The sequence below is a fragment of the Enterobacter cloacae complex sp. P13B genome (assembly GCF_014895915.1).
Lineage (GTDB): Bacteria > Pseudomonadota > Gammaproteobacteria > Enterobacterales > Enterobacteriaceae > Enterobacter > Enterobacter bugandensis.
Genome location: NZ_JADBQN010000023.1, coordinates 19,500 through 41,389 on the forward strand (window position 1 = coordinate 19,500; position 21,890 = coordinate 41,389).

20 protein-coding genes and 1 other RNA gene are annotated in these 21,890 nt (G+C 56.2%); 6 read left to right on the top strand and 15 right to left on the bottom strand.

Translation table 11 applies throughout. The features are described 5' to 3' along the window. Positions 1-55: 55 nt before the first annotated feature. From gcvH to IM273_RS11530, 6 genes are all read right to left on the bottom strand, one after another. Positions 56-445 (bottom strand): glycine cleavage system protein GcvH, encoded by a 390-nt coding sequence (gcvH, locus tag IM273_RS11505; protein WP_008499718.1) that lies wholly within the window; start codon positions 443-445, stop codon positions 56-58. Positions 446-468: 23 nt separating this feature from the next. Further along, positions 469-1,563 (bottom strand): glycine cleavage system aminomethyltransferase GcvT, encoded by a 1,095-nt coding sequence (gene gcvT, locus IM273_RS11510; protein WP_193051827.1) that lies wholly within the window; start codon positions 1,561-1,563, stop codon positions 469-471. A gap of 397 nt (positions 1,564-1,960) precedes the next feature. After that, complete coding sequence (ubiI, locus tag IM273_RS11515; protein ID WP_193051826.1) at positions 1,961-3,163, bottom strand: FAD-dependent 2-octaprenylphenol hydroxylase; 1,203 nt, start codon at positions 3,161-3,163, stop codon at positions 1,961-1,963. A gap of 12 nt (positions 3,164-3,175) precedes the next feature. Beyond that, positions 3,176-4,354 (bottom strand): 2-octaprenyl-6-methoxyphenyl hydroxylase, encoded by a 1,179-nt coding sequence (gene ubiH / locus IM273_RS11520; protein ID WP_193051825.1) that lies wholly within the window; start codon positions 4,352-4,354, stop codon positions 3,176-3,178. Further along, a complete protein-coding gene (pepP, locus tag IM273_RS11525) occupies positions 4,351-5,664 on the bottom strand; it encodes a Xaa-Pro aminopeptidase (RefSeq protein ID WP_193051830.1) in 1,314 nt (437 codons plus the stop codon). Before pepP ends, ubiH begins: the two co-directional genes overlap by 4 nt. Before the next feature lie 31 nt (positions 5,665-5,695). Continuing rightward, complete coding sequence (locus IM273_RS11530; protein WP_028014333.1) at positions 5,696-6,274, bottom strand: YecA family protein; 579 nt, start codon at positions 6,272-6,274, stop codon at positions 5,696-5,698. Between the two features lie 167 nt (positions 6,275-6,441). Here IM273_RS11530 and zapA point away from each other — a divergent pair, with 167 nt between their 5' ends. From zapA to IM273_RS11545, 3 genes are all read left to right on the top strand, one after another. Continuing rightward, positions 6,442-6,771 carry a cell division protein ZapA gene (gene zapA, locus IM273_RS11535; protein WP_006811891.1) on the top strand — a complete coding sequence of 110 codons (330 nt, stop codon included), beginning with the start codon at positions 6,442-6,444 and terminating at the stop codon, positions 6,769-6,771. Positions 6,772-6,812: 41 nt separating this feature from the next. Beyond that, positions 6,813-6,996, top strand: a non-coding RNA gene (gene ssrS, locus IM273_RS11540) — 6S RNA. 24 nt (positions 6,997-7,020) lie between these two features. Next, the gene (locus tag IM273_RS11545; protein WP_193051824.1) at positions 7,021-7,617 is read left to right on the top strand and encodes a 5-formyltetrahydrofolate cyclo-ligase; all 597 of its coding nucleotides are present in this window, start codon (positions 7,021-7,023) and stop codon (positions 7,615-7,617) included. Positions 7,618-7,713: 96 nt separating this feature from the next. Here IM273_RS11545 and serA read toward each other — a convergent pair whose 3' ends face one another. Further along, the gene (serA, locus tag IM273_RS11550) at positions 7,714-8,946 is read right to left on the bottom strand and encodes a phosphoglycerate dehydrogenase (RefSeq protein WP_041908347.1); all 1,233 of its coding nucleotides are present in this window, start codon (positions 8,944-8,946) and stop codon (positions 7,714-7,716) included. A 266-nt stretch (positions 8,947-9,212) separates the two neighbouring features. Further along, positions 9,213-9,872, bottom strand: a complete 660-nt coding sequence (rpiA, locus tag IM273_RS11555) for a ribose-5-phosphate isomerase RpiA (protein WP_003860091.1) — start codon at positions 9,870-9,872, stop codon at positions 9,213-9,215. A gap of 127 nt (positions 9,873-9,999) precedes the next feature. Between rpiA and argP the strand changes: the two genes are divergently transcribed. Beyond that, positions 10,000-10,893, top strand: coding sequence for a DNA-binding transcriptional regulator ArgP (argP, locus tag IM273_RS11560; RefSeq protein ID WP_003860089.1), 894 nt, complete (start codon positions 10,000-10,002; stop codon positions 10,891-10,893). A 43-nt stretch (positions 10,894-10,936) separates the two neighbouring features. Here the strand turns inward: argP and IM273_RS11565 are convergent, their stop codons facing one another. The 7 genes from IM273_RS11565 to tkt all read right to left on the bottom strand — a co-directional run bounded on the left by IM273_RS11565 (position 10,937) and on the right by tkt (position 19,304). Then, positions 10,937-11,668: an oxidative stress defense protein gene (locus tag IM273_RS11565; RefSeq protein WP_028014336.1), complete on the bottom strand. Its 732-nt coding sequence runs from the start codon at positions 11,666-11,668 to the stop codon at positions 10,937-10,939. Positions 11,669-11,760: 92 nt separating this feature from the next. Beyond that, positions 11,761-12,396: an arginine exporter ArgO gene (argO, locus tag IM273_RS11570; RefSeq protein WP_021242063.1), complete on the bottom strand. Its 636-nt coding sequence runs from the start codon at positions 12,394-12,396 to the stop codon at positions 11,761-11,763. A 145-nt stretch (positions 12,397-12,541) separates the two neighbouring features. Next, the gene (gene mscS / locus IM273_RS11575; RefSeq protein WP_003860082.1) at positions 12,542-13,396 is read right to left on the bottom strand and encodes a small-conductance mechanosensitive channel MscS; all 855 of its coding nucleotides are present in this window, start codon (positions 13,394-13,396) and stop codon (positions 12,542-12,544) included. 186 nt (positions 13,397-13,582) lie between these two features. Beyond that, positions 13,583-14,662 carry a class II fructose-bisphosphate aldolase gene (gene fbaA / locus IM273_RS11580; RefSeq protein ID WP_008499731.1) on the bottom strand — a complete coding sequence of 360 codons (1,080 nt, stop codon included), beginning with the start codon at positions 14,660-14,662 and terminating at the stop codon, positions 13,583-13,585. Between the two features lie 92 nt (positions 14,663-14,754). Then, positions 14,755-15,918 (bottom strand): phosphoglycerate kinase, encoded by a 1,164-nt coding sequence (gene pgk, locus IM273_RS11585; protein ID WP_028014337.1) that lies wholly within the window; start codon positions 15,916-15,918, stop codon positions 14,755-14,757. Positions 15,919-15,967: 49 nt separating this feature from the next. After that, positions 15,968-16,987: an erythrose-4-phosphate dehydrogenase gene (gene epd, locus IM273_RS11590; RefSeq protein ID WP_045260751.1), complete on the bottom strand. Its 1,020-nt coding sequence runs from the start codon at positions 16,985-16,987 to the stop codon at positions 15,968-15,970. Positions 16,988-17,312: 325 nt separating this feature from the next. Continuing rightward, complete coding sequence (gene tkt, locus IM273_RS11595) at positions 17,313-19,304, bottom strand: transketolase (protein WP_041908344.1); 1,992 nt, start codon at positions 19,302-19,304, stop codon at positions 17,313-17,315. Positions 19,305-19,575: 271 nt separating this feature from the next. On the opposite strand from tkt, the gene IM273_RS11600 reads away from it, so the two are divergent. Both IM273_RS11600 and IM273_RS11605 read left to right on the top strand, forming a co-directional pair. Then, positions 19,576-20,334: a M48 family metallopeptidase gene (locus IM273_RS11600; RefSeq protein ID WP_028014340.1), complete on the top strand. Its 759-nt coding sequence runs from the start codon at positions 19,576-19,578 to the stop codon at positions 20,332-20,334. 210 nt (positions 20,335-20,544) lie between these two features. Beyond that, positions 20,545-21,813, top strand: coding sequence for an OprD family outer membrane porin (locus IM273_RS11605; RefSeq protein ID WP_028014341.1), 1,269 nt, complete (start codon positions 20,545-20,547; stop codon positions 21,811-21,813). Positions 21,814-21,890 lie beyond the last annotated feature (77 nt).

The following is a 21,890-nucleotide window of genomic DNA, read 5'->3' on the forward strand; positions in this document are numbered from 1 at the left end:
CTACCGCTTAGCGGGCCCTGTAAGGCGGATAAGCGCAGCGCCATCCGGCACAACGTTATTCGTCTTCCAGTAGTGCTTCGTACGCGGTTGCATCCAGCAGCGCGGCAACTTGCGATTCGTCGCTGGCTTTGATCTTGAAGATCCAGCCGCCTTCATAAGGCTCGCTGTTGACCAGCTCTGGCGAGTCGCTCAGCGCATCGTTGACCGCAACAATCTCACCGCTTACCGGTGCGTAGATGTCTGATGCCGCTTTTACGGACTCCGCCACGGCGCAGTCGTCGCCCGCGCTAACGGTCGTGCCCACGTCAGGCAGGTCAACAAACACCATGTCGCCCAGCAGCTCCTGCGCGTGCTCGGTGATCCCTACGGTGTAAGTGCCGTCCGCCTCTTTGCGCAGCCACTCGTGTTCTTTGCTGTATTTCAGTTCTGCTGGCACATTGCTCATTGAAGTTCTCCTGATAAAAATAGTTAGGCGACCGGCTTACCGGCGCGAACAAAAATCGGTTTGGTCACGTGGACCGGCATTTCGCGGTTGCGGATTTGCACTACCGCCGTGTCGCCAATGCCTGCCGGCACGCGTGCCAGTGCAATACTGTAGCCCAGCGTCGGTGAGAAGGTTCCGCTGGTGATCACGCCTTCACGATGATTGCCGTCAGCATCGGTAAAGCGCACCGGCAGCTCGCCGCGCAGCACGCCTTTTTCCTTCATCACCAGTCCCACCAGCTGTTCGGTGCCCTTCTCGCGCTGCATCTCCAGCGCTTCACGGCCAATAAAATCACGGTCAGCCGGTTCCCACGCGATGGTCCAGCCCATGTTGGCCGCCAGCGGAGAGACGCCTTCATCCATTTCCTGACCGTAGAGGTTCATGCCCGCTTCCAGACGCAGCGTATCGCGCGCGCCCAGGCCCGCAGGCTTCACGCCCGCTTCTACCAGCGCACGCCAGAAATCGGCAGCTTTCTCGTTCGGCATCGCAATTTCGTAGCCCGCTTCACCGGTATAGCCGGTGGTGGCGATAAACAGATCCCCCGCCTGCACGCCGAAGAACGGCTTCATGCCTTCGGTGGCGGTGCGCTGCTCGTCGTTAAAGAGAGAGGCGGCTTTTGCCTGCGCGTTTGGTCCCTGCACGGCGATCAGCGACAGATCGTCACGGACGGTGATGTCGACGGCATAAGGTTCGGCGTGTTGGGTGATCCAGGAGAGGTCTTTTTCGCGGGTGGCGGAGTTTACAACGAGGCGGAAGAAATCTTCAGTGAAGTAGTAGACGATAAGGTCGTCAATCACGCCGCCCGAGGCATTCAGCATGCCGGTATAGAGCGCTTTACCCGGCGTCTTCAGTTTGGCGACGTCGTTTGCCAGCAGATAACGCAAAAACTCCCGGGTGCGGCTACCGCGCAGATCGACAATCGTCATGTGGGACACGTCGAACATACCGGCATCGGTGCGCACCGCGTGGTGCTCATCAATCTGCGAGCCGTAGTGCAGCGGCATCATCCAGCCATGGAAGTCCACCATGCGGGCGCCGCATAACATGTGTTGTTCGTACAAAGGAGTCTGTTGAGCCATCTTGTCCTCGTTGAAAAATTCACCGTGAAACCCGGTATCGGCCTCGTTCCCGAATGCCGACGCAAACGTTCTCTTTTACCTGAACTTACCACCGAAACCGGCGGTTAACCATAAGGTAAAACGGGTCATCACATTAGCTTATGACCAAAAAACGCTGAAAAGCCTACAGAGTTATTCACTGGAAAAATGCGATTAACCCCGCACAAAATTAACAATGATCTAACAGGATTTAGCACATGGTGATATTTCGTGCGGAAAAACGGGCCGAATTTCCGTCACGTAAAAATCACGACATGAGAATAACTAATGCGAAAAATGGCGTGGAATTAGAATATTTCAAACGAGGGGATTTTCCCGGCGCAGAGGCCGGGAAAATAAAGTGTGACGGGGATCGAGGTTAGCGTAACCAGTCGGGAAGATCGTTAAGACCCATTGCCTGACGAAGAAGTTGAGGTTTGACGCCGGGAAGGGTGTCGGCCAGCTTGAGGCCGATATCGCGCAGCAGTTTTTTCGCCGGATTTGCCCCGGCAAACAGCTCGCGGAAGCCCTGCATTCCTGCCAGCATCATCGCCGCACTGTGCTTGCGGCTGCGCTCGTAGCGACGCAGATACAGATGCTGGCCGATATCTTTACCCTCACGGTGCAGGCGACGCAGTTCTTCCACTAGTTCCGCCGCGTCCATAAAGCCGAGGTTAACGCCCTGCCCGGCCAGCGGATGAATGGTATGGGCAGCATCCCCCACCAGCGCCAGACGGTGCGCGGCAAACTGACGCGCGTAGCGGCCGGTTAACGGGAATACCTGACGCTCGCTTTCAAGCTTGCACAGGCCAAGGCGGTTATCAAACGCCACGCACAGCGCCTGGTTAAAGGCCTCCGGCGTCGCATCCTGCATCTGCTGCGCTTTCTCCGGCACCAGGGACCAGACAATCGAGCACAGGTGCGGATCGGCAAGCGGCAGAAACGCCAGTATGCCGTCGTTGTGGAAAATCTGCCGCGCAACGCCGCCGTGCGGCTCTTCAGTACGGATCGTTGCCACCATCGCATGATGGCGGTAATCCCAGTACGTCAGCGGGATATCAGCCTTGTTGCGCAGCCAGGAGTTAGCGCCGTCGGCACCGACCACCAGACGCGCGGTCAGCATGTCGCCGCTTTGCAGGGTGATAAACGCCTCGTTTTCGCCCCATGCCACCTGCTGGATCTGCGCAGGCGCAACCAGCGTCACGTCGCTGCACTGCTCTGCTTTCTGCCACAGCGCGTGGTGGATCACCGCATTCTCTATGATATGCCCCAGATGGCTATAGCCCATGCTTTCATCATCAAAGGCAATATGGCCAAAGCTGTCTTTGTCCCACACTTCCATTCCGTGATAGCAGCTGGCGCGCTGGGCGACGATATCTGACCAGACGCCGAGACGCGTTAAAAGCTTTTCGCTGGCCGCGTTAATCGCCGACACGCGGAGTTCCGGCGGGGCATCAGATGCGACAGGCTGGGGCTGCTTTTGCTCCAGCACGGCCACGCGCAGGCCGCTGCCCTGTAATCCACAGGCCAGCGCCAGCCCAACCATTCCGCCGCCAACGATGGCAACATCAACATTTTGCACGGTGATAACTCCTTAACGCGCGACCCAACCCAGGGTCCGCTGCGCCAGCACGTCACGTGCCGGAATGAACAGTTCCATCGCCACCAGCCCGAGGTTGCGACCAACAACCAGCGGCGCCCAGCGATTGGCAAAGAGATGGACTAAACCATCGGTGACGCCAATCGTCGCCTCTTTATCGGCCTGACGTCGCGTCTGGTAATGGCTTAGCACCGGGTAAGCGCCACAGTCTTTTTGTTCGCTCCACGCCTGCGAGAGCGTTTCGGCCAGGCTCATCACATCCCGCAGGCCGAGGTTAAAACCCTGCCCGGCGATGGGGTGGAGGGTTTGCGCCGCGTTGCCGACCAGCGCCACGCGGTGAGAAACAGACTGTGACGCCGTGGTTAACGACAGCGGATAGACCGCACGTTTCCCGGCATGGGTAATACGCCCCAGCCGCCAGCCAAAGGCTTTCTGCAGCTCGGTACAAAAACGTTCGTCGGACCAGGATTTAACCTCTTCGGCCTTTTCCTGTGGGTGGCACCAGACCAGCGAGCAGCGCCCGCCCGTCATCGGCAGCATCGCCAGCGGGCCGTGCTGGGTGAAGCGCTCAAACGCCCGGCCGTTGTGTTCTGCTGCGGTCGAGACGTTCGCGATGACCGCGACCTGCCCGTAAGGCTGCTGCCGCCACGCTACGCCGCACTGGGTGCCGAGCGCCGAGCGCGACCCGTCAGCCGCCACCAGAAGCTGTCCGTCAAGCACGGTGCCATTGTCCAGCGTTACGCTGACCGCGTCTTCACTGCGGGTGAAGCTGGCAACGCGTGCCGGGCAGTGCAACGTGACGCCCGGCGCGTCCTGCAACAGGCGGAACAGGCGCAGGCCAATATCGTGCAGTTCAACGACCTGACCCAGCGCGTCAATACGGTAATCATGGGCATCCAGCGTCACAAACCCGGCATGACCGCGATCGCTCACGTGCACGGTATTAATGGCGGTAGCGCAGTCGGCGATGGCCTGCCAGATGCCAATGCGGGATAGCTGCTGGCAGGTGCCCTGCGCCAGGGCAATGGCGCGGGAATCAAACCCAGGGTGATTCTTCGCCTGCGGCGCGACGGCTTCAACCAGATGCACCGGAAGCTGCCCCTTCGTCAAATGCGAGATGGCTAACGCCAGCGTGGCGCCGGTCATGCCGCCGCCAACGATAATCACGCTCATACGCGCGCCGCTGCCATCAGCGCCTCGATATCGTCCGCTTTTTTCACCACGCTCGCGGTCAGGTTTTCGTTGCCGGTTTCGGTGATGACGATGTCGTCTTCAATACGAATGCCAATTCCGCGGTATTCCTCTGGCACGTCGGCATCCGGCGCGATGTACAGGCCCGGCTCGACGGTCAGCACCATGCCCGGTTCAAGCACGCGCGAACGTTCAGGGCCGTACGCGCCCACGTCGTGCACGTCCAGCCCCAGCCAGTGGCTCAGGCCGTGCATAAAGTACGGGCGGTGAGCATTCTCGGTAATCAGGGTATCGACATCCCCTTTGAGGATCCCAAGCTTAACCAGCCCGGTAATCATGATGCGCACCACCTCACCGGTCACCTCCTGAATGGAGGTGCCCGGGCGATACAGCTTCAGCGCCGTCTCGAGTGATTCGAGAACGATGTCATAAATCGCCCGCTGCGCTGGCGAAAACATGCCGTTCACCGGGAAGGTACGCGTGATGTCGCCCGCGTAGCCCTGATATTCGCAACCGGCGTCAATCAGCACCAGATCGCCGTCGCGCAGCGCGCTTTCGTTTTCGGTGTAGTGCAGAATGCAGCCGTTTTCCCCGCCGCCAACGATGGTGTTGTAGGAGGGATAACGCGCGCCGTGGCGGTTAAATTCGTGGTGAATTTCGCCTTCCAGCTGGTATTCAAACATTCCGGGACGACATTTTTCCATCGCGCGGGTGTGCGCCAGGGCGCTGATTTCGCCCGCACGGCGCAGCACGTTCAGCTCTTCTTCAGATTTGAACAGACGCATCTCGTGCACCACCGGACGCCAGTCCGTGAGGGTGGCGGGCGCGGACAGGTTCTGCCGCGAGCCTTTACGCAGTTTTTCCAGCGCGTTGAAAACAATCTCATCGGCGTAGGCGTATTCGCCCTGCGCGTGGTAGAGCACGTCGAGGCCATTAAGCAGTTGATAGAGCTGCTGGTTGATTTCGCTAAACGCCAGCGCGCGGTCAACGCCCAGCTTTTCCGGGGCGGCCTCTTGCCCTAAGCGGCGGCCAAACCAAATCTCAGCGGTTAAGTCTCGTACGCGGTTGAAAATCACGCTGTGGTTGTGGGTGTCATTGCTCTTAATCAGCACCAGCACCGCTTCCGGCTCGTTGAAGCCGGTGAAGTACCAGAAATCGCTGCTCTGGCGATAGGGGTATTCGCTGTCGGCGCTGCGCGTCACTTCCGGCGCGGCAAAAATCAGCGCCGCGCTTCCCGGCTGCATGTTTGCCAGCAGCGCCTGACGACGGCGCAAATACTCTTGTTGCGAGATAACCATGACACCCTCCTGTGCGTTATTTTTCTTAATGTAAGGTTGGCTTGCGAACTTCCGGCGCGGTCGGCTGCGAGCGCGTAAAGTTGTCGTGGCACAGCAGCGCCGCCACGCGCACGTACTCGATGATCTCTTCGAGAGACATTTCCAGCTCTTCCTGATCTTCCTCTTCATCGTAGCCAAGCTGGGCGATGTTGCGCAGATCGTCAATCGCTTCACCCGCTTCGCCGGTGACTTTATCAAGCTTAGGCTGGGTGACGCCCAGGCCAAGCAGATAGTGGTTTACCCACCCCGCGAGCGCATCGGCGCGATCGAAGACGCTGACATCGTCGCCTTCAGGCAGATAAAGCTGAAAAAGGAAGCCATCGTCTTCCAGCGAATCGCTGGTTGCCGCGTGCATTTTTCGCAGCGCTTCCGCCAGTTCATGGCCAAACGCCAGCCCTTCGTTGGTGAGGTCGTGGATCAGCGGCTGCCATGAGCTGTCGCTGTTTCCGCCGCACAGTATGCCGCTGATCAGACCGTGCATTTCGGCAGGGGTAAGACCGACTCCCTGCTGGTTCAGTAACTGGTTTAAATCCTTGTAACCAGGCATTTCGTTCTGTATAGACATACGCATTCGTCATCAAAGGGAGGATATTCATGATATGCTACCACTTTGGACCCTGGTGATACCAGAAAAGGGCTTGTATCTTCACATCAGGGTAGCTATAGTGTCGCCCCTTCGCAGCCCCCGGGGCAGTAAGCGAAGGCAGCGCAGTCAATCAGCAGGAAGGTGGCATGTCTGCACAACCCGTCGATCTCCAGATTTTTGGCCGTTCACTGCGAGTGAATTGTCCACCTGAACAAAGGGATGCTTTGAATCAGGCTGCGGACGATTTGAATCAGCGGTTGCAAGATCTAAAAGAACGCACTAGAGTCACAAATACTGAGCAGCTGGTTTTCATCGCCGCGTTGAACATCAGCTATGAACTGACTCAGGAAAAAGCGAAGACCCGCGATTACGCGGCTAGCATGGAGCAGCGCATTAAAATGCTCCAGCAGACCATTGAACAGGCGTTGCTTGATCAAGGTCGCAATCCCGAAAGACCGGGACCAAAGTTTGAATAACACTTCGCAGTTGACTATGGTAGAGTAACTGTGAAGACAAAATTTCTCTGAGATGTTTGCAAGCGGGCCAGTCCCCTGAGCCGATATTTCATACCACAAGAATGTGGCGCTCCATGGTTGGTGAGCATGCTCGGTTCGTCCGAGAAGCCTTAAAACTATGACGACACATTCACCTTGAACCAAGGGTTCAAGGGTTACAGCCTGCGGCGGCATCTCGGAGATTCCCTCTCTCTTCTTCTACCGACTACCATGACTCAATTCCCTGAAGTTTCTGCTTCACGCCAGGACATCCGTCAGCTCATTCGCCAGCGTCGTCGCGCCCTTACGTCCGAACAACAAGCACACTTTGCGCAGCAGGCCGCTGCCCGCATGATGGCCTATCCGCCCGTGGTGATGGCAAACACCGTCGCGCTGTTTCTCTCGTTTGACGGCGAACTGGACACCCAGCCGCTTATCGACCAGCTCTGGCGCGCCGGGAAAAAAGTTTACCTGCCGGTACTGCATCCGTTCAGCCGGGGCAATCTGCTGTTTCTGCACTACCATCCGCACAGCGAGCTGGTGGTGAATCGTCTGAAAATCACCGAGCCTAAACTCGACGTGCGCGACGTACTCCCGCTGTCCGAGCTGGACGTGCTGATTACGCCGCTGGTGGCGTTTGATGAGCAGGGACAGCGCTTAGGTATGGGCGGCGGTTTTTACGACCGGACGCTGCAAAACTGGCGGCAGTATGGTTTGCAGCCGGTGGGGTATGCGCATGATTGCCAGGCTGTAGAAGCCTTGCCGGTGGAGAAATGGGATGTGCCGCTGCCGGCGGTGGTAACGCCAGGTAAAACGTGGCTTTGGTAGCATAAAGCCGGGTGGCGCTTACGCTTACCCGGCCTACAAAAGCTCAACGTAGGTCGGGTAAGGCGTAGCCGCCACCCGACACCACAGACCGCACCATCAATACAACAGACGCGCGCGAATCGTCCCCGGTATGGCCTTCATGCTCTGCAGCGCTTTCTCAGCAACATCTTCATCGGCTTCAATATCGATAACCACATAACCCATCTGCGAGTTGGTTTGCAGATACTGGGCGGCAATGTTAACGCTCTGCTCGGCAAAAATCTGGTTGATGGCGGTCAGCACGCCAGGACGGTTTTCGTGGATGTGCAGCAGACGACGACCGCCGTGCAGCGGCAGAGACACTTCCGGGAAGTTCACCGCAGAAAGCGTTGAACCGTTGTCGGAATATTTGCTCAGCTTACCCGCCACTTCCAGACCAATATTCTCCTGCGCTTCCTGAGTAGAACCGCCGATGTGCGGCGTCAGGATCACGTTGTCGAATTCGCACAGCGGAGAGTTAAACGGATCGCTGTTGGTGGCCGGTTCCGTCGGGAACACGTCGATGGCCGCCCCCGCCAGATGCTTACGCTTCAGCGCATCGCACAACGCAGGGATATCGACCACCGTACCACGCGCGGCGTTGATCAGCAGAGATCCCGGCTTCATCAGCGCCAGCTCTTCCGCGCCCATCATGTTTTTGGTGGAGGCGTTTTCCGGCACGTGCAGGCTGACCACGTCGCTCATGTTCAGCAGGTCAGACAGATGCTGTACCTGCGTCGCGTTACCCAGCGGCAGCTTGCTTTCGATATCGTAGAAGTAGACGTGCATCCCCAGCGATTCCGCCAGGATCCCCAGTTGGGTACCGATGTGGCCGTAGCCGATGATCCCCAGCTTTTTACCACGGGCTTCGTATGAGCCCGCGGCCAGTTTGTTCCACACGCCACGGTGCGCTTTGGCGTTAGCTTCCGGGATACCGCGCAGCAGCAGCAGCAGCTCGCCAATCACCAGCTCCGCCACGGAACGGGTGTTAGAGAACGGGGCGTTAAAGACCGGGATACCGCGTTTTGCGGCAGCGTTCAGGTCGACCTGGTTGGTGCCGATGCAGAAACAGCCAATAGCAACCAGCTTTTCTGCCGCGGCAATCACGTCTTCAGTCAGGTGGGTACGGGATCGCAGGCCAATGAAGTGGGCATCACGGATGGCGGCTTTCAGCTCTTCCGTGTCCAGCGCGCCTTTGTGAAATTCGATGTTGGTGTAACCCGCCGCACGAAGGCTATCAAGCGCTTTCTGGTGCACGCCCTCGACCAGCAGGAATTTAATCTTGTCTTTCTCCAGTGATACCTTTGCCATTTCCCCGACCCTGTTTTTATCTGAACTGATGTTGTGCTGGATTGAAATCCGCTGTAGCCAACATATCAAAAAAAACTATTGCAGCAATATGAACGTTTGCGTCGGCACTCTGAAGAAAAGTCATACAGGGCAAAATGACAGAGTAAAATGCTGAGGAAATTTACAAACGTGGCAGGATCGGCAAAAGAGGCGGAAAAGCGTGACACAAGTCACCAAATTTAGCTTTTCAAAAATTTTTTAGCGGGGGGAGCACTCCCCCCGTCAGATCATTTTACGATGGTTTTCACACCGTCAGCCGTACCGATCAGCGCCACATCCGCGCCGCGGTTGGCAAATAACCCTACGGTGACGACGCCTGGAATGCCGTTGATGGCGTTTTCCAGCGCAATCGCGTCGAGAATCTCCAGACCGTGAACATCGAGGATGACGTTACCGTTGTCGGTGACCACGCCCTGACGGTATTCCGGACGGCCGCCCAGCTTCACCAGCTGACGGGCAACCGCACTGCGCGCCATCGGGATCACTTCAACCGGCAGCGGGAAATTACCCAGAATGTCGACCTGCTTGGAGGCATCCGCGATGCAGATGAACTTGTCCGCCACGGAGGCGATGATCTTTTCACGGGTCAGCGCCGCGCCGCCGCCTTTGATCATCTGCATATGGCCGTTGATTTCATCCGCGCCATCAACGTAAATGCCCAGACGATCCACTTCGTTGAGATCGAAAACGGTAATGCCGAGGCTTTTCAGCTTTTCCGTGGACGCATCGGAGCTGGAAACCGCGCCCTCGATCTGCCCCTTCATCGTGCCCAGTGCATCGATAAAGTGCGCCGCCGTTGACCCCGTACCAACACCGACAATGGTCCCTGGCTGTACGTACTGGAGAGCGGCCCATCCTACTGCTTTTTTCAGTTCATCCTGCGTCATGATCGTTTTGCCTGTGGTGTGAAAACTCAGGGCGCATTATAGAACACGTCGAATGGATTTCGTCTGTCAGGAAGGGAAAATTGTGTCATAGTGCAGATTAAGCAAAATTTAGGAGCCAGCCAGAGCAATGAAACGTCCGGACTACAGAACACTACAGGCACTTGATGCAGTTATTCGTGAACGCGGCTTTGAGCGCGCAGCGCAAAAGCTGTGCATCACCCAGTCCGCCGTATCACAACGTATCAAACAGCTTGAAAACATGTTCGGGCAGCCGCTGCTGGTGCGTACCGTACCGCCGCGCCCAACGGAGCAAGGTCAAAAGCTTCTCGCCCTGCTGCGTCAGGTTGAACTGCTGGAAGACGAGTGGCTGGGTGACGAACAAACGGGTTCCACGCCGCTGCTGCTCTCGCTGGCGGTGAACGCCGACAGTCTGGCGACCTGGCTGCTGCCGGCTCTTGCGCCGGTGCTGGCCGACTCCCCTATCCGCCTGAATCTTCAGGTCGAAGATGAAACCCGCACCCAGGAGCGCCTGCGTCGCGGCGAAGTGGTTGGGGCGGTCAGTATCCAGCCTCAGGCCCTGCCAAGCTGTCTTGTCGATCAGCTGGGCGCGCTCGACTACCTGTTTGTCGGTTCAAAAGCCTTTGCGGAGCGCTACTTCCCGAATGGCGTCACCCGCGCCGCGCTGCTGAAAGCCCCTGCCGTGGCGTTCGACCATCTGGACGATATGCACCAGGCGTTTTTGCAGCAAAACTTCGATCTGCCGCCGGGCAGCGTGCCGTGTCATATCGTTAACTCGTCCGAAGCCTTTGTGCAGCTGGCGCGTCAGGGCACCACCTGCTGCATGATCCCGCATTTACAGATTGAGAAAGAGTTGAAAAGCGGTGAGCTGATTGACCTGACGCCGGGGCTGTATCAGCGCCGGATGCTCTACTGGCACCGTTTTGCGCCGGAAAGCCGCATGATGCGCAACGTGACTGATGCGCTGCTGGCATTTGGACATAAGGTGTTGAGACAGGATTAAAATGAAAAGCCGGGTGGCGGCTACGCCTTACCCGGCCTATTGATTATTGTGCAGGTTTCGGCTGTGCTGCAACGGGTTCCAGCTGGAACACCACATCAACCTGATCGTCGAACTGAATCGTTGGCTGCTCGTAGGTTTCCTGAGCAGAAACCGGCGCGGCGTCCGCCTTCATCATCCGAACCATCGGGCTTGGCTGGTAGTTAGAGACGTGGTAACGCACGCTGTATACCGGGCCAAGCTTGCTCTTGAAGCCAGACGCCAGCTGTTCCGCCTGATGAATGGCATCATCAATTGCCGCTTTACGCGCTTCGTCTTTGTATTTCTCCGGTTGCGCAACGCCCAGCGACACGGAACGGATTTCGTTCAGGCCGGCCTTCAGCGCACCGTCCAGCAGAGAGTTCAGCTTGTCCAGCTGACGCACGGTCACTTCCACAGTGCGCACGGCGCGATAGCCTTTCAGGATACTTTTGCCGTTCTGGTAGTCGTAATCGGGCTGGGTACGCAGGTTCGCAGAGCTGATGTCTTTTTTAGCAACACCGTTCTGTTCCAGGAAAGAGAGATATTGCGCAACACGATCGTCTGCCTGTTTTTTGGCGGAAGCGGCATCTTTTGCCGCCACGTTCACTTCAATTGCCAGGGTTGCAACATCCGGTACCGCGTCCACGCTTGCGGTGCCTGACGTGACGATGTGCGGGCCATCCGGCAGTTCACTTGCCTGCGCCGACACCGCACCGAAACTTACTAATGCCGCGAGGGCCATCACTTTAAACTTCACTGTCATTCCTCCATGTTGCGAAGAGTGCCCCAACAACAGGGCTCATGCCAGCAAGCTTAGCGGGTCTTGCTCAGTTGTCCATAAGACAAGGATTAGTTGAACAATTCCTGGACGTGGTGAATGCCCTCTTTTGCCAGCTGAAAAGCAATAAACCACATCACCAGCCCCACCAGGGTATTAATAATGCGCTGGGCTTTGGCAGTCCGCAGACGAGGCGCCAGCCATGCCGCCAGAATGGCGAGACCGAAGAACCAGAGGAAAGAGGCGCTAACCGTGCCGAGCGCAAACCAGCGTTTCGGCTCAACGTCCAGCTGTCCGCCCAGGCTGCCCAGCACTACGAAGGTATCGAGGTAGACGTGCGGATTTAGCCAGGTGACCGCCAGCATGGTGACGATAATCTTCCAGCGGCCCTGCTTCATGACTTCCGCGCTCGCCAGTTCGAGGTTGCTGCTCATCGCCGTTTTCAACGCACCGAATCCGTACCACAGCAGAAACGCCACGCCACCCCAGGTCACCAGCGCCAGCAGCCAGGGGGACTGCATCAGCAGCGCGCTGCCGCCAAAAATGCCGGCGCAAATCAGCAGCAGATCGCTCACCGCGCACAGCAGGGCAATCATCAGATGATACTGGCGGCGAATGCCCTGATTCATTACGAAGGCGTTTTGCGGGCCGAGGGGTAAAATCATGGCCGCACCTAAGGCAAGCCCTTGAAAATAATAAGATAGCATGACGATTTTCTCGCAGTGTTGTTCTGGAGGCTGACTATACTGCGCGAATCACATTAGAGGAAATGGATAATATTAATTGGGTATTAGCGGAGCTTATGAAAGTAAAGCCCGGTGGCGCGAGCGCTTACCGGGCCTACGGGTGACGTTATTCTGCTTCTTTGACTTTTTTGACGTTTACGTCCATCTGCGGGTAAGGGAAGCTGATGCCGTTGGCGTCGAAATCGCGCTTGATGCGCTCCAGCACATCCCAGTAAACGTTTTGCAGATCGCTGCTTTTGCTCCAGATACGCACCACGAAGTTAATAGAGGAAGCACCCAGTTCGTTCAGGCGAACCGTCTGCTCGCGGTCCTTCAGAATGCGGTCGTCAGAGGCGATGATATTCGCGATCAGCGACTTCACCTGATCGATATCGGAATCATACGCCACGCTGATGATTAGCTCGTTACGACGCACCGGCTCGCGGGAGAAGTTAATGATATTGCCCGCAATGATTTTCCCGTTCGGTACCACCACAATACGACCATCGACGGTACGCAGGGTGGTAGAGAAAATCTGTACCTGCAACACGGTACCGGCGATGCCGCCAAGGTCAACATATTCACCGGAACGGAACGGACGGAAAGTCACCAGCAGTACGCCCGCCGCCAGGTTTGAAAGCGAGCCCTGCAGTGCCAGACCAATGGCCAGACCGGCGGCACCAAGAACGGCAATCACGGAGGCGGTTTGCACCCCAACACGGCCCAGTGCGGCAATCAGCGTGAAGGCGATAATGCCGTAGCGCACCAGTGCGGAGAGGAAGTCAGCCACCGTGGCGTCAATGTGTCGCGCGACCATCACACGGTTGACGGCGTTCGACACGATACGCGCCACGATCATCCCGACGATGATGATGGCAATCGCCGCGACAATGTTCACGGCATAGCTCAGCAGCAGGGCCTGGTTGCGCACCAGCCAGTTGCCGGCGTTATTGATGCTGTCTACAACATCGAGTTGTTCCATTTATTCTTCCTTTTGTTAAACCAAAACACAAAATCCATCCCCCATGGAGACAGGCAGGTCAGTAAAGGGTAAACAAAAAGCACCGGCTTTGCCAAACAGATCACAAAAACAGGTCTGACAGGGTATTGAAAAAACATAAAAAAAGGCCCGCATTTGCGGGCCTTCTGATGCTGTCAGCAGCTCAAATTACAGAACGTCGATTGCGTTCAGTTCTTTGAATGCCTGCTCCAGACGGGTCACCATGGACGTCTGAGCAGCGCGCAGCCATACGCGTGGATCGTAGTATTTCTTGTTCGGCTGGTCTTCGCCTTTCGGGTTGCCCAGCTGGCCCTGCAGGTAAGCTTCGTTCGCTTTGTAGTACTGCAGGATACCGTCCCAGGTTGCCCACTGGGTGTCGGTATCGATGTTCATTTTCACTACGCCGTAGCTTACGGAGTCTTTGATTTCCTGAGCAGAAGAACCGGAACCGCCGTGGAAGACGAAGTTCAGGCTGTTGTGCGGCAGGTTGTGTTTCTTGGAAACGTATTCCTGAGAATCGCGCAGGATGGTCGGGGTCAGAACCACGTTACCTGGCTTATAAACGCCGTGCACGTTACCGAAGGACGCTGCAATGGTGAAGCGTGGGCTGATTTTGCTCAGCTCGGTGTAAGCGTAATCAACGTCTTCTGGCTGGGTGTACAGGGCAGAAGCGTCCATGTGGCTGTTGTCCACGCCGTCTTCTTCACCACCGGTGCAACCCAGTTCGATTTCCAGGGTCATGTCCATTTTGGCCATGCGCGCCAGGTACTTAGAGCAGATCTCGATGTTTTCGTGCAGTGACTCTTCAGACAGGTCGATCATGTGAGAAGAGAACAGTGGCTTACCGGTTGCCGCGAAGTGTTTTTCACCCGCGTCCAGCAGACCGTCGATCCACGGCAGCAGTTTCTTCGCGCAGTGGTCAGTGTGCAGGATAACTGGAACACCGTAGTGTTCAGCCATCTGGTGAACGTGGTGCGCACCAGAGATAGCACCCAGGATAGCAGCACCCTGAGGAATGTCAGTTTTCACGCCTTTACCTGCGATGAACGCAGCGCCGCCGTTAGAGAACTGAACGATAACCGGTGCTTTAACTTTTGCAGCGGTTTCCAGTACGGCGTTGATGGAGTCGGTACCTACGCAGTTAACTGCTGGCAGAGCGAAGTTGTTTTCTTTAGCTACCTGGAACACTTTCTGTACGTCATCACCAGTGATAACGCCAGGTTTTACGAAATCAAAAATTTTAGACATGTTGCTTAGTCCTGTATCTTCGGCCGTTAGAAAAGGTGCGAGCTCTTAAAAGCGCGCTGAAAATTGGGCAGGTTTCCCTGCCCTTGAATGGCTTACTTCTTAGCGCGCTCTTCGAGCATTGCTACTGCTGGCAGTACTTTGCCTTCCACGAATTCGAGGAATGCGCCGCCACCAGTGGAGATGTAGGAGATCTTGTCAGCGATACCGAACAGGTCGATTGCTGCCAGGGTGTCACCACCGCCTGCGATAGAGAACGCTTCGCTGTCTGCGATTGCGTTAGCCACGATTTCAGTCCCTTTGCGGAAGTTCGGGAATTCGAACACGCCAACAGGACCGTTCCACAGGATAGTTTTTGCGTTTTTCAGGATTTCAGCCAGTTTCTGTGCAGAAACGTCGCCCAGGTCCAGAATCTGCTCTTCGTCTTTGATGTCGTTTACAGATTTCAAGGTCGCGGTTGCGGTTTCGGAGAACTCGGTCGCCACGCGAACGTCAGTTGGAACCGGGATATCACAGGTACCCAGCAGGCGTTTGGCTTCGTCAACCAGGTCTGCTTCGTACAGAGATTTACCCACGTTGTGGCCCTGAGCGGCAACGAAGGTGTTCGCGATACCACCGCCAACGATCAGCTGGTCAGCGATTTTAGACAGGGAATCCAGAACGGTCAGTTTGGTAGACACTTTAGAACCACCAACGATAGCGACCATTGGGCGAGCAGGTTCTTTCAGTGCTTTACCCAGTGCTTCCAGTTCGTCAGCCAGCAGAGGACCCGCACACGCGACGTCTGCGAATTTACCGATACCGTGGGTAGATGCCTGCGCACGGTGCGCAGTACCGAATGCATCCATCACGAATACGTCGCACAGTGCAGCGTATTTTTTGGACAGGGTTTCGTCGTCTTTCTTTTCGCCTTTGTTGAAGCGAACGTTTTCCAGAACAACCAGCTCACCTTCGGCAACGTCTACGCCGTCCAGGTAATCTTTAACCAGGCGAACCGGGTTGGACAGTTTGTCTTTCAGGTAATTAACAACCGGCAGCAGAGAGAACTCTTCGTTGTACTCGCCTTCAGTTGGACGGCCCAGGTGGGAGGTGACCATCACTTTAGCGCCCTGCTTCAGAGCCAGTTCAATGGTTGGCAGAGATGCACGGATACGCGCGTCGCTGGTCACTTTGCCATCTTTAACCGGTACGTTCAGATCGGCACGGATGAAAACGCGTTTACCTGCCAGATCCAGATCGGTCATCTTAATTACAGACATGGTGAATCCTCTCGTTGATTCTTAAAGTTTTGCAAGCGCAAGGTGCGCTCTACCTGAAACCTTTTGCGGCCATGGCTAACGTGGTGTCGAGCATTCGGTTAGCAAAGCCCCATTCGTTATCACACCAGACCAGCGTCTTGATAAGGTGCGCACCACTGACTCGCGTCTGCGTGCCATCCACGATGGCGCTGTGCGGGTCGTGGTTAAAATCTACTGAGACCAACGGTAATTCCGTATAGTCAACTATACCATGAAATGCTCCCTGTGCCGCTTTTTGCAGCAACAGGTTGACTTCACAGGCTTTTACCGGTTTTTTCACCGTCACGCTGAGGTCGATTGCGGTGACGTTTATCGTCGGAACACGCACGGCAATCGCTTCGAAACGGTCATTAAACTGCGGGAAAATTCGGGTGATCCCTGCAGCCAGTTTCGTGTCCACCGGGATGATTGACTGGCTCGCCGCGCGAGTGCGTCGTAAATCCGGGTGATAGGCGTCGATAACCTGCTGATCGTGCATGGCGGAGTGAATCGTGGTTACGGTGCCGGATTCAATGCCATACGCATCGTCTAACAGTTTGATGACCGGAATAATGCAGTTGGTGGTGCAGGAGGCGTTGGAAACAATGCGGTGCTCGGCTTGCAGCTCATGCTGGTTGACGCCAAACACGACGGTCGCGTCGAGGTCGTGACTGCCGGGATGAGAAAACAGGACTTTCTTCGCGCCTGCTCTCAGATGCGCTTCGCCGTGTTCGCGGTTGCCATACACACCGGTACAGTCAAGCACGACATCCACACCCAGTTCACGCCAGGGTAGCCCGGAAATGCTGTTCTCATGCAGCACACGAATAGCGTCATCACCCACAAAAAGCTGATCTCTTTCCTGGCGCACATCCCAGGCGAAGCGTCCGTGGCTGGTGTCATACTTCAATAAATGCGCCATGCCAGCAGCATCCGCCAGTTCATTGATTGCCACCACGGTGATTTCCGCCCGACGTCCGGATTCATACAAAGCACGAACCACATTACGCCCGATGCGACCGAAGCCATTAATCGCTACGCGTACGGTCATAGATCTCCTGCAAAGCAATCCCTGAGTTTGAGGTGGCTGAAAGAGTAATCCAGCGACGCCCGAAGGGGAATCTTTGCTATCACAAACTGCGATTGATTGGTCAATTGTCGAACATTTAATCGACTGAAACGCTTCAGCAAGAATAAGCGAATCGGGGAATAAAAGGAATGTCTGTCCAGATGAATAAGCGAGCTATATGACTTGCGTCACATTTTCGTTGGAATAATGACGCAAAAAAAGCCGGGTAAGCGCTAGCGCTTACCCGGCCTACTTTTGAGCCATTTGTAGGCCCGGTCAGCGTAAGCGCCACCGGGCAAAACGGCGATTACAGCAGTTCTTTCGCCTTAGCGACAACGTTCTCAACGGTGAAGCCGAACTCTTCGAACAGCTGTTCTGCCGGAGCAGACTCACCGAAGGTGGTCATACCGACGATAGCGCCATTCAGACCCACGTATTTGAACCAGTAGTCAGCAATACCCGCTTCCACCGCCACGCGAGCGGAAACCGCTTTAGGCAGTACGGATTCACGGTAAGCAGCATCCTGCTTGTCGAACGCATCGGTAGACGGCATGGAGACCACGCGCGCCTTCACGCCTTCGGCAGTCAGTTTTTCCCATGCAGCTACAGCCAGTTCAACTTCAGAACCGGTCGCGATGAAGATCAGCTCAGGCTGGCCCGCGCAATCTTTCAGCACGTAGCCACCGCGGGCGATGTTTGCCAGCTGCTCAGGGGTACGCTCCTGCTGCGCCAGGTTCTGACGGGAGAGGATCAGCGCGGTCGGGCCGTCCTGACGCTCAACGCCGTATTTCCACGCCACCGCAGATTCAACCTGGTCACATGGACGCCATGTGCTCATGTTCGGGGTTACGCGCAGGGAAGCTACCTGCTCTACCGGCTGGTGAGTTGGACCATCTTCGCCCAGACCGATGGAGTCATGGGTGTAGACCATCACCTGACGCTGTTTCATCAGCGCAGCCATACGCACGGCATTACGTGCATATTCCACGAACATCAGGAAGGTAGAGGTGTATGGCAGGAAACCACCGTGCAGAGCGATACCGTTCGCGATAGCGGTCATACCGAACTCACGTACACCGTAATGGATGTAGTTACCGGCAGTGTCTTCGTTGATTGGCTTAGAACCAGACCACAGGGTCAGGTTAGAAGGCGCCAGGTCAGCGGAGCCGCCCAGGAATTCTGGAAGCAGCGGACCGAACGCTTCAATCGCATTCTGAGATGCTTTACGGCTGGCGATTTTAGACGGGTTCGCCTGCAGCTTCGCGATGAATTCGTTGGCTTTCGCGTCGAAGTCAGACGGCATATCGCCTTTCATACGACGGGTGAATTCAGCCGCTTCCTGTGGGAACGCCTTCGCATAGGCAGCGAATTTCTCGTTCCAGGCCGCTTCTTTCGCCTGGCCCACTTCTTTAGCATCCCACTGAGCATAGATCTCAGACGGGATTTCGAAGGCAGGGTGTTTCCAGCCCAGTGCTTCACGGGTCAGTGCGATTTCCGCGTCGCCCAGCGGTGCGCCGTGGGAGTCATGGGTGCCCGCTTTGTTCGGAGAACCGAAGCCGATGATGGTTTTGCACATCAGCAGGGACGGTTTATCGGTGACTGCGCGAGCTTCTTCTACTGCACGTTTAATCGAGTCAGCATCGTGGCCATCAACACCACGCACAACGTGCCAGCCGTAGGCTTCGAAACGTGCGGCGGTGTCGTCAGTGAACCAGCCTTCAACGTGACCGTCGATGGAGATACCGTTGTCATCGTAGAACGCCACCAGTTTGCCCAGCTTCAGAGTACCAGCCAGGGAGCACACTTCGTGAGAAATGCCTTCCATCATGCAGCCGTCGCCCAGGAAAGCGTAGGTGAAGTGGTCAACGATGTCATGGCCAGGACGGTTGAACTGCGCCGCCAGGGTCTTCTCGGCAATAGCCATACCCACAGCGTTAGCAATGCCCTGACCCAGCGGGCCGGTGGTGGTTTCTACGCCAGCGGTGTAGCCCACTTCCGGGTGACCTGGAGTTTTGGAGTGCAGCTGACGGAAGTTTTTCAGCTCTTCGATTGGCAGATCGTAGCCGGTGAGGTGCAGCAGGCTGTAGATCAGCATAGAGCCGTGGCCGTTAGACAGCACGAAACGGTCGCGGTCAGCCCATGCCGGGTTCTGCGGGTTGTGGTTAAGGAAATCACGCCACAGGACTTCGGCGATATCAGCCATACCCATAGGGGCACCCGGGTGGCCGGATTTGGCTTTCTGTACTGCGTCCATGCTCAGCGCACGAATAGCATTAGCAAGCTCTTTACGTGAGGACATTTTAACTCCAGATCGGACTGTTAAAGGCCATGCCCTTGACGACAGCGCGTTTTGGGCTACGCCGGAAAAAAGTGCCAACAATGTAACCCAAGCCGCAGGGCATGTACATGGACCATTCTTTTGCAGCTTAAGAAATCTCTGGATCATGCTCGCATGTTGCGCAATCTGCTCGCCCGCGCCTGTAGATATTCCTTATACTTATCCCGCCCCGGCTTCGTTGCGGGTGCACTTTTCGGATTTTATTCAGTTTAACGAGTACGGAAGCAACCTCATGAAAATGCGTGCAATAGTGCTGGCCCTGGGTACAACGCTCGTGCTGAGCGGCTGTCAGAATATGGACTCTAACGGTCTGATGACCTCAGGTGCAGAAGCCTTTCAGGCCTACTCCCTGAGCGACGCGCAGGTTAAAGCGCTGAGCGATCAGGCCTGTAAAGATATGGACGGAAAAGCCACGCTTGCGCCGGCTGACAGTACCTACACGCAGCGTCTGAATAAGATTGCTTCCGCGCTCGGCGATAACATCAACGGCCAGCCGGTGAACTACAAGGTTTACATGGCGAAAGACGTCAACGCCTTCGCGATGGCCAACGGCTGTATCCGCGTTTACAGCGGCCTGATGGACATGATGACCGACAACGAAGTAGAAGCGGTTATCGGCCATGAAATGGGTCACGTTGCGCTCGGCCACGTGAAGAAAGGGATGCAGGTTGCCTTAGGCACCAACGCCATTCGCGCGGCGGCGGCCTCTGCGGGGGGCATCGTTGGCAGCCTGTCCCAGTCGCAGCTTGGTGACGTAGGTGAAAAACTGGTTAACTCCCAGTTCTCGCAGCGTCAGGAGTCCGAAGCGGACGACTACTCCTACGATCTGTTGCGCAAACGCGGTATTAATCCATCCGGTTTAGCCACCAGCTTCGAAAAGCTGGCAAAACTGGAAGCGGGTCGCCAGAGCTCCATGTTTGACGATCACCCGGCCTCAGAAGCGCGCGCACAGCATATTCGCGACCGAATGGCCGCTGACGGAATTAAATAATTTTGGAAGGAGGCAATTTTGCCTCCTTTTTATTTCGCATGAATTGCTAACTAAATCGCACGTATCGGTAACACCTCTGAAAGCCCCGTCAAATCTACCCTTTCCGGCTGAAACGTCTGGTCACATATTTATTGCAATCGTTAATCTTTCCGGTAATTATCAAACACGCAGTAATTCAATTTAATATATTAAGACAGAGACGTTCCCTCCGTGAAAAAAGAATTATCGTTAATTGCTTTAAGTTTATTCGCCGCATTACCCGCCGCTGCAAGCCAGCAATCTGACAGCAAGGGTTTTATCGACGACAGCCATTTAGACCTGTTTTTACGCAATGCGTATATCAGCCGTGACTACCATCAGGGCCAGCAGGATAAAGCCGAATGGGGTCAGGGAATCATCGCCACCTTTGAATCCGGCTATACCGAAGGGCTGGTGGGCTTTGGCGTGGACGGCATCGCGCAGTACGGCGTGCGCCTGGACGGCGGTCGCGGCAAGAGCGGCGCGGGCGGTATCGACTTCTTTAAACAGGAAGACGATGGCCGGGCCAAATCCGATTTAGCGAAATTTGGCGCTACCGCCAAAATGCGGATCTCGAATACCGTGCTGAGCTACGGTAACCAGCGTCCTGAACTGCCTATCGTTAACGCCGACAGCTCCCGCCTGCTGTTTGAAAGCTACACCGGTGCCATGCTGACCTCGAAAGAGATCGACGGGCTGGAAGTGAACGCCGGTTATTTCACCGACGAGCAGCGTAAAAGCGACGACCGCCACGACAGCGGCCTGAAAAGCCTGACTTTCGGTGGCGCAAGCTACCAGTTCAACGACCAGTTCAGCGGCGCGCTATACGCCTCTCATAACGAAGAGGTGATGAACAAACAGTACCTGGGGCTGAATTTCAAACAGCCGTTCAGCACCGGGCAGCAGCTGGTGCTCGACTTTAACGGCTATAACTCGCGTCTGGATCAGGGCTACGCTGACAGCCTCGACACCGGCCGCAGCAACACCATCTGGAGCCTGGCGGCGAGCTACATCTGGGATATTCACACGTTCAAAGTGGCGTACCAGCAGAGCAGCGGCAGCACAGGCTATAACTACGGCGGATATCGCGACAAGGGCGGCGTGGGTGACGGCGGCAACACCATCTGGCTGGCGAACTCCTACTGGTCTGACTTTAACGGCGAAGATGAACGTTCCTGGCAGGCATCCTACGGCCTGGACTTCGGCGGACTCGGCCTGCCGGGCCTGAGCTGGACCACCGCCTACGTGCGCGGCGACAACATTAAGACGTCTGAAACCAGCAACGGCAAAGAGCACGAGTGGTTTAACCAGATCCAGTACCAGGTGCAGGACGGCCCGGCGAAAGATCTGAAGCTGAAACTGCGCTACTCCGTGCTGCGCGTCTCCAGCAACGCCAGCGACTATAACGTGGGCGGGGACGAGATCCGCGCCTACGTGGAATACCCGTTTAACGTGTTCTGATAAAACAAGCCGGGTGGCGGCTTCGCCTTACCCGGACTACTGTTTTCTCCCTCTCCCCGTGGGCTGAGGGTTCCCCA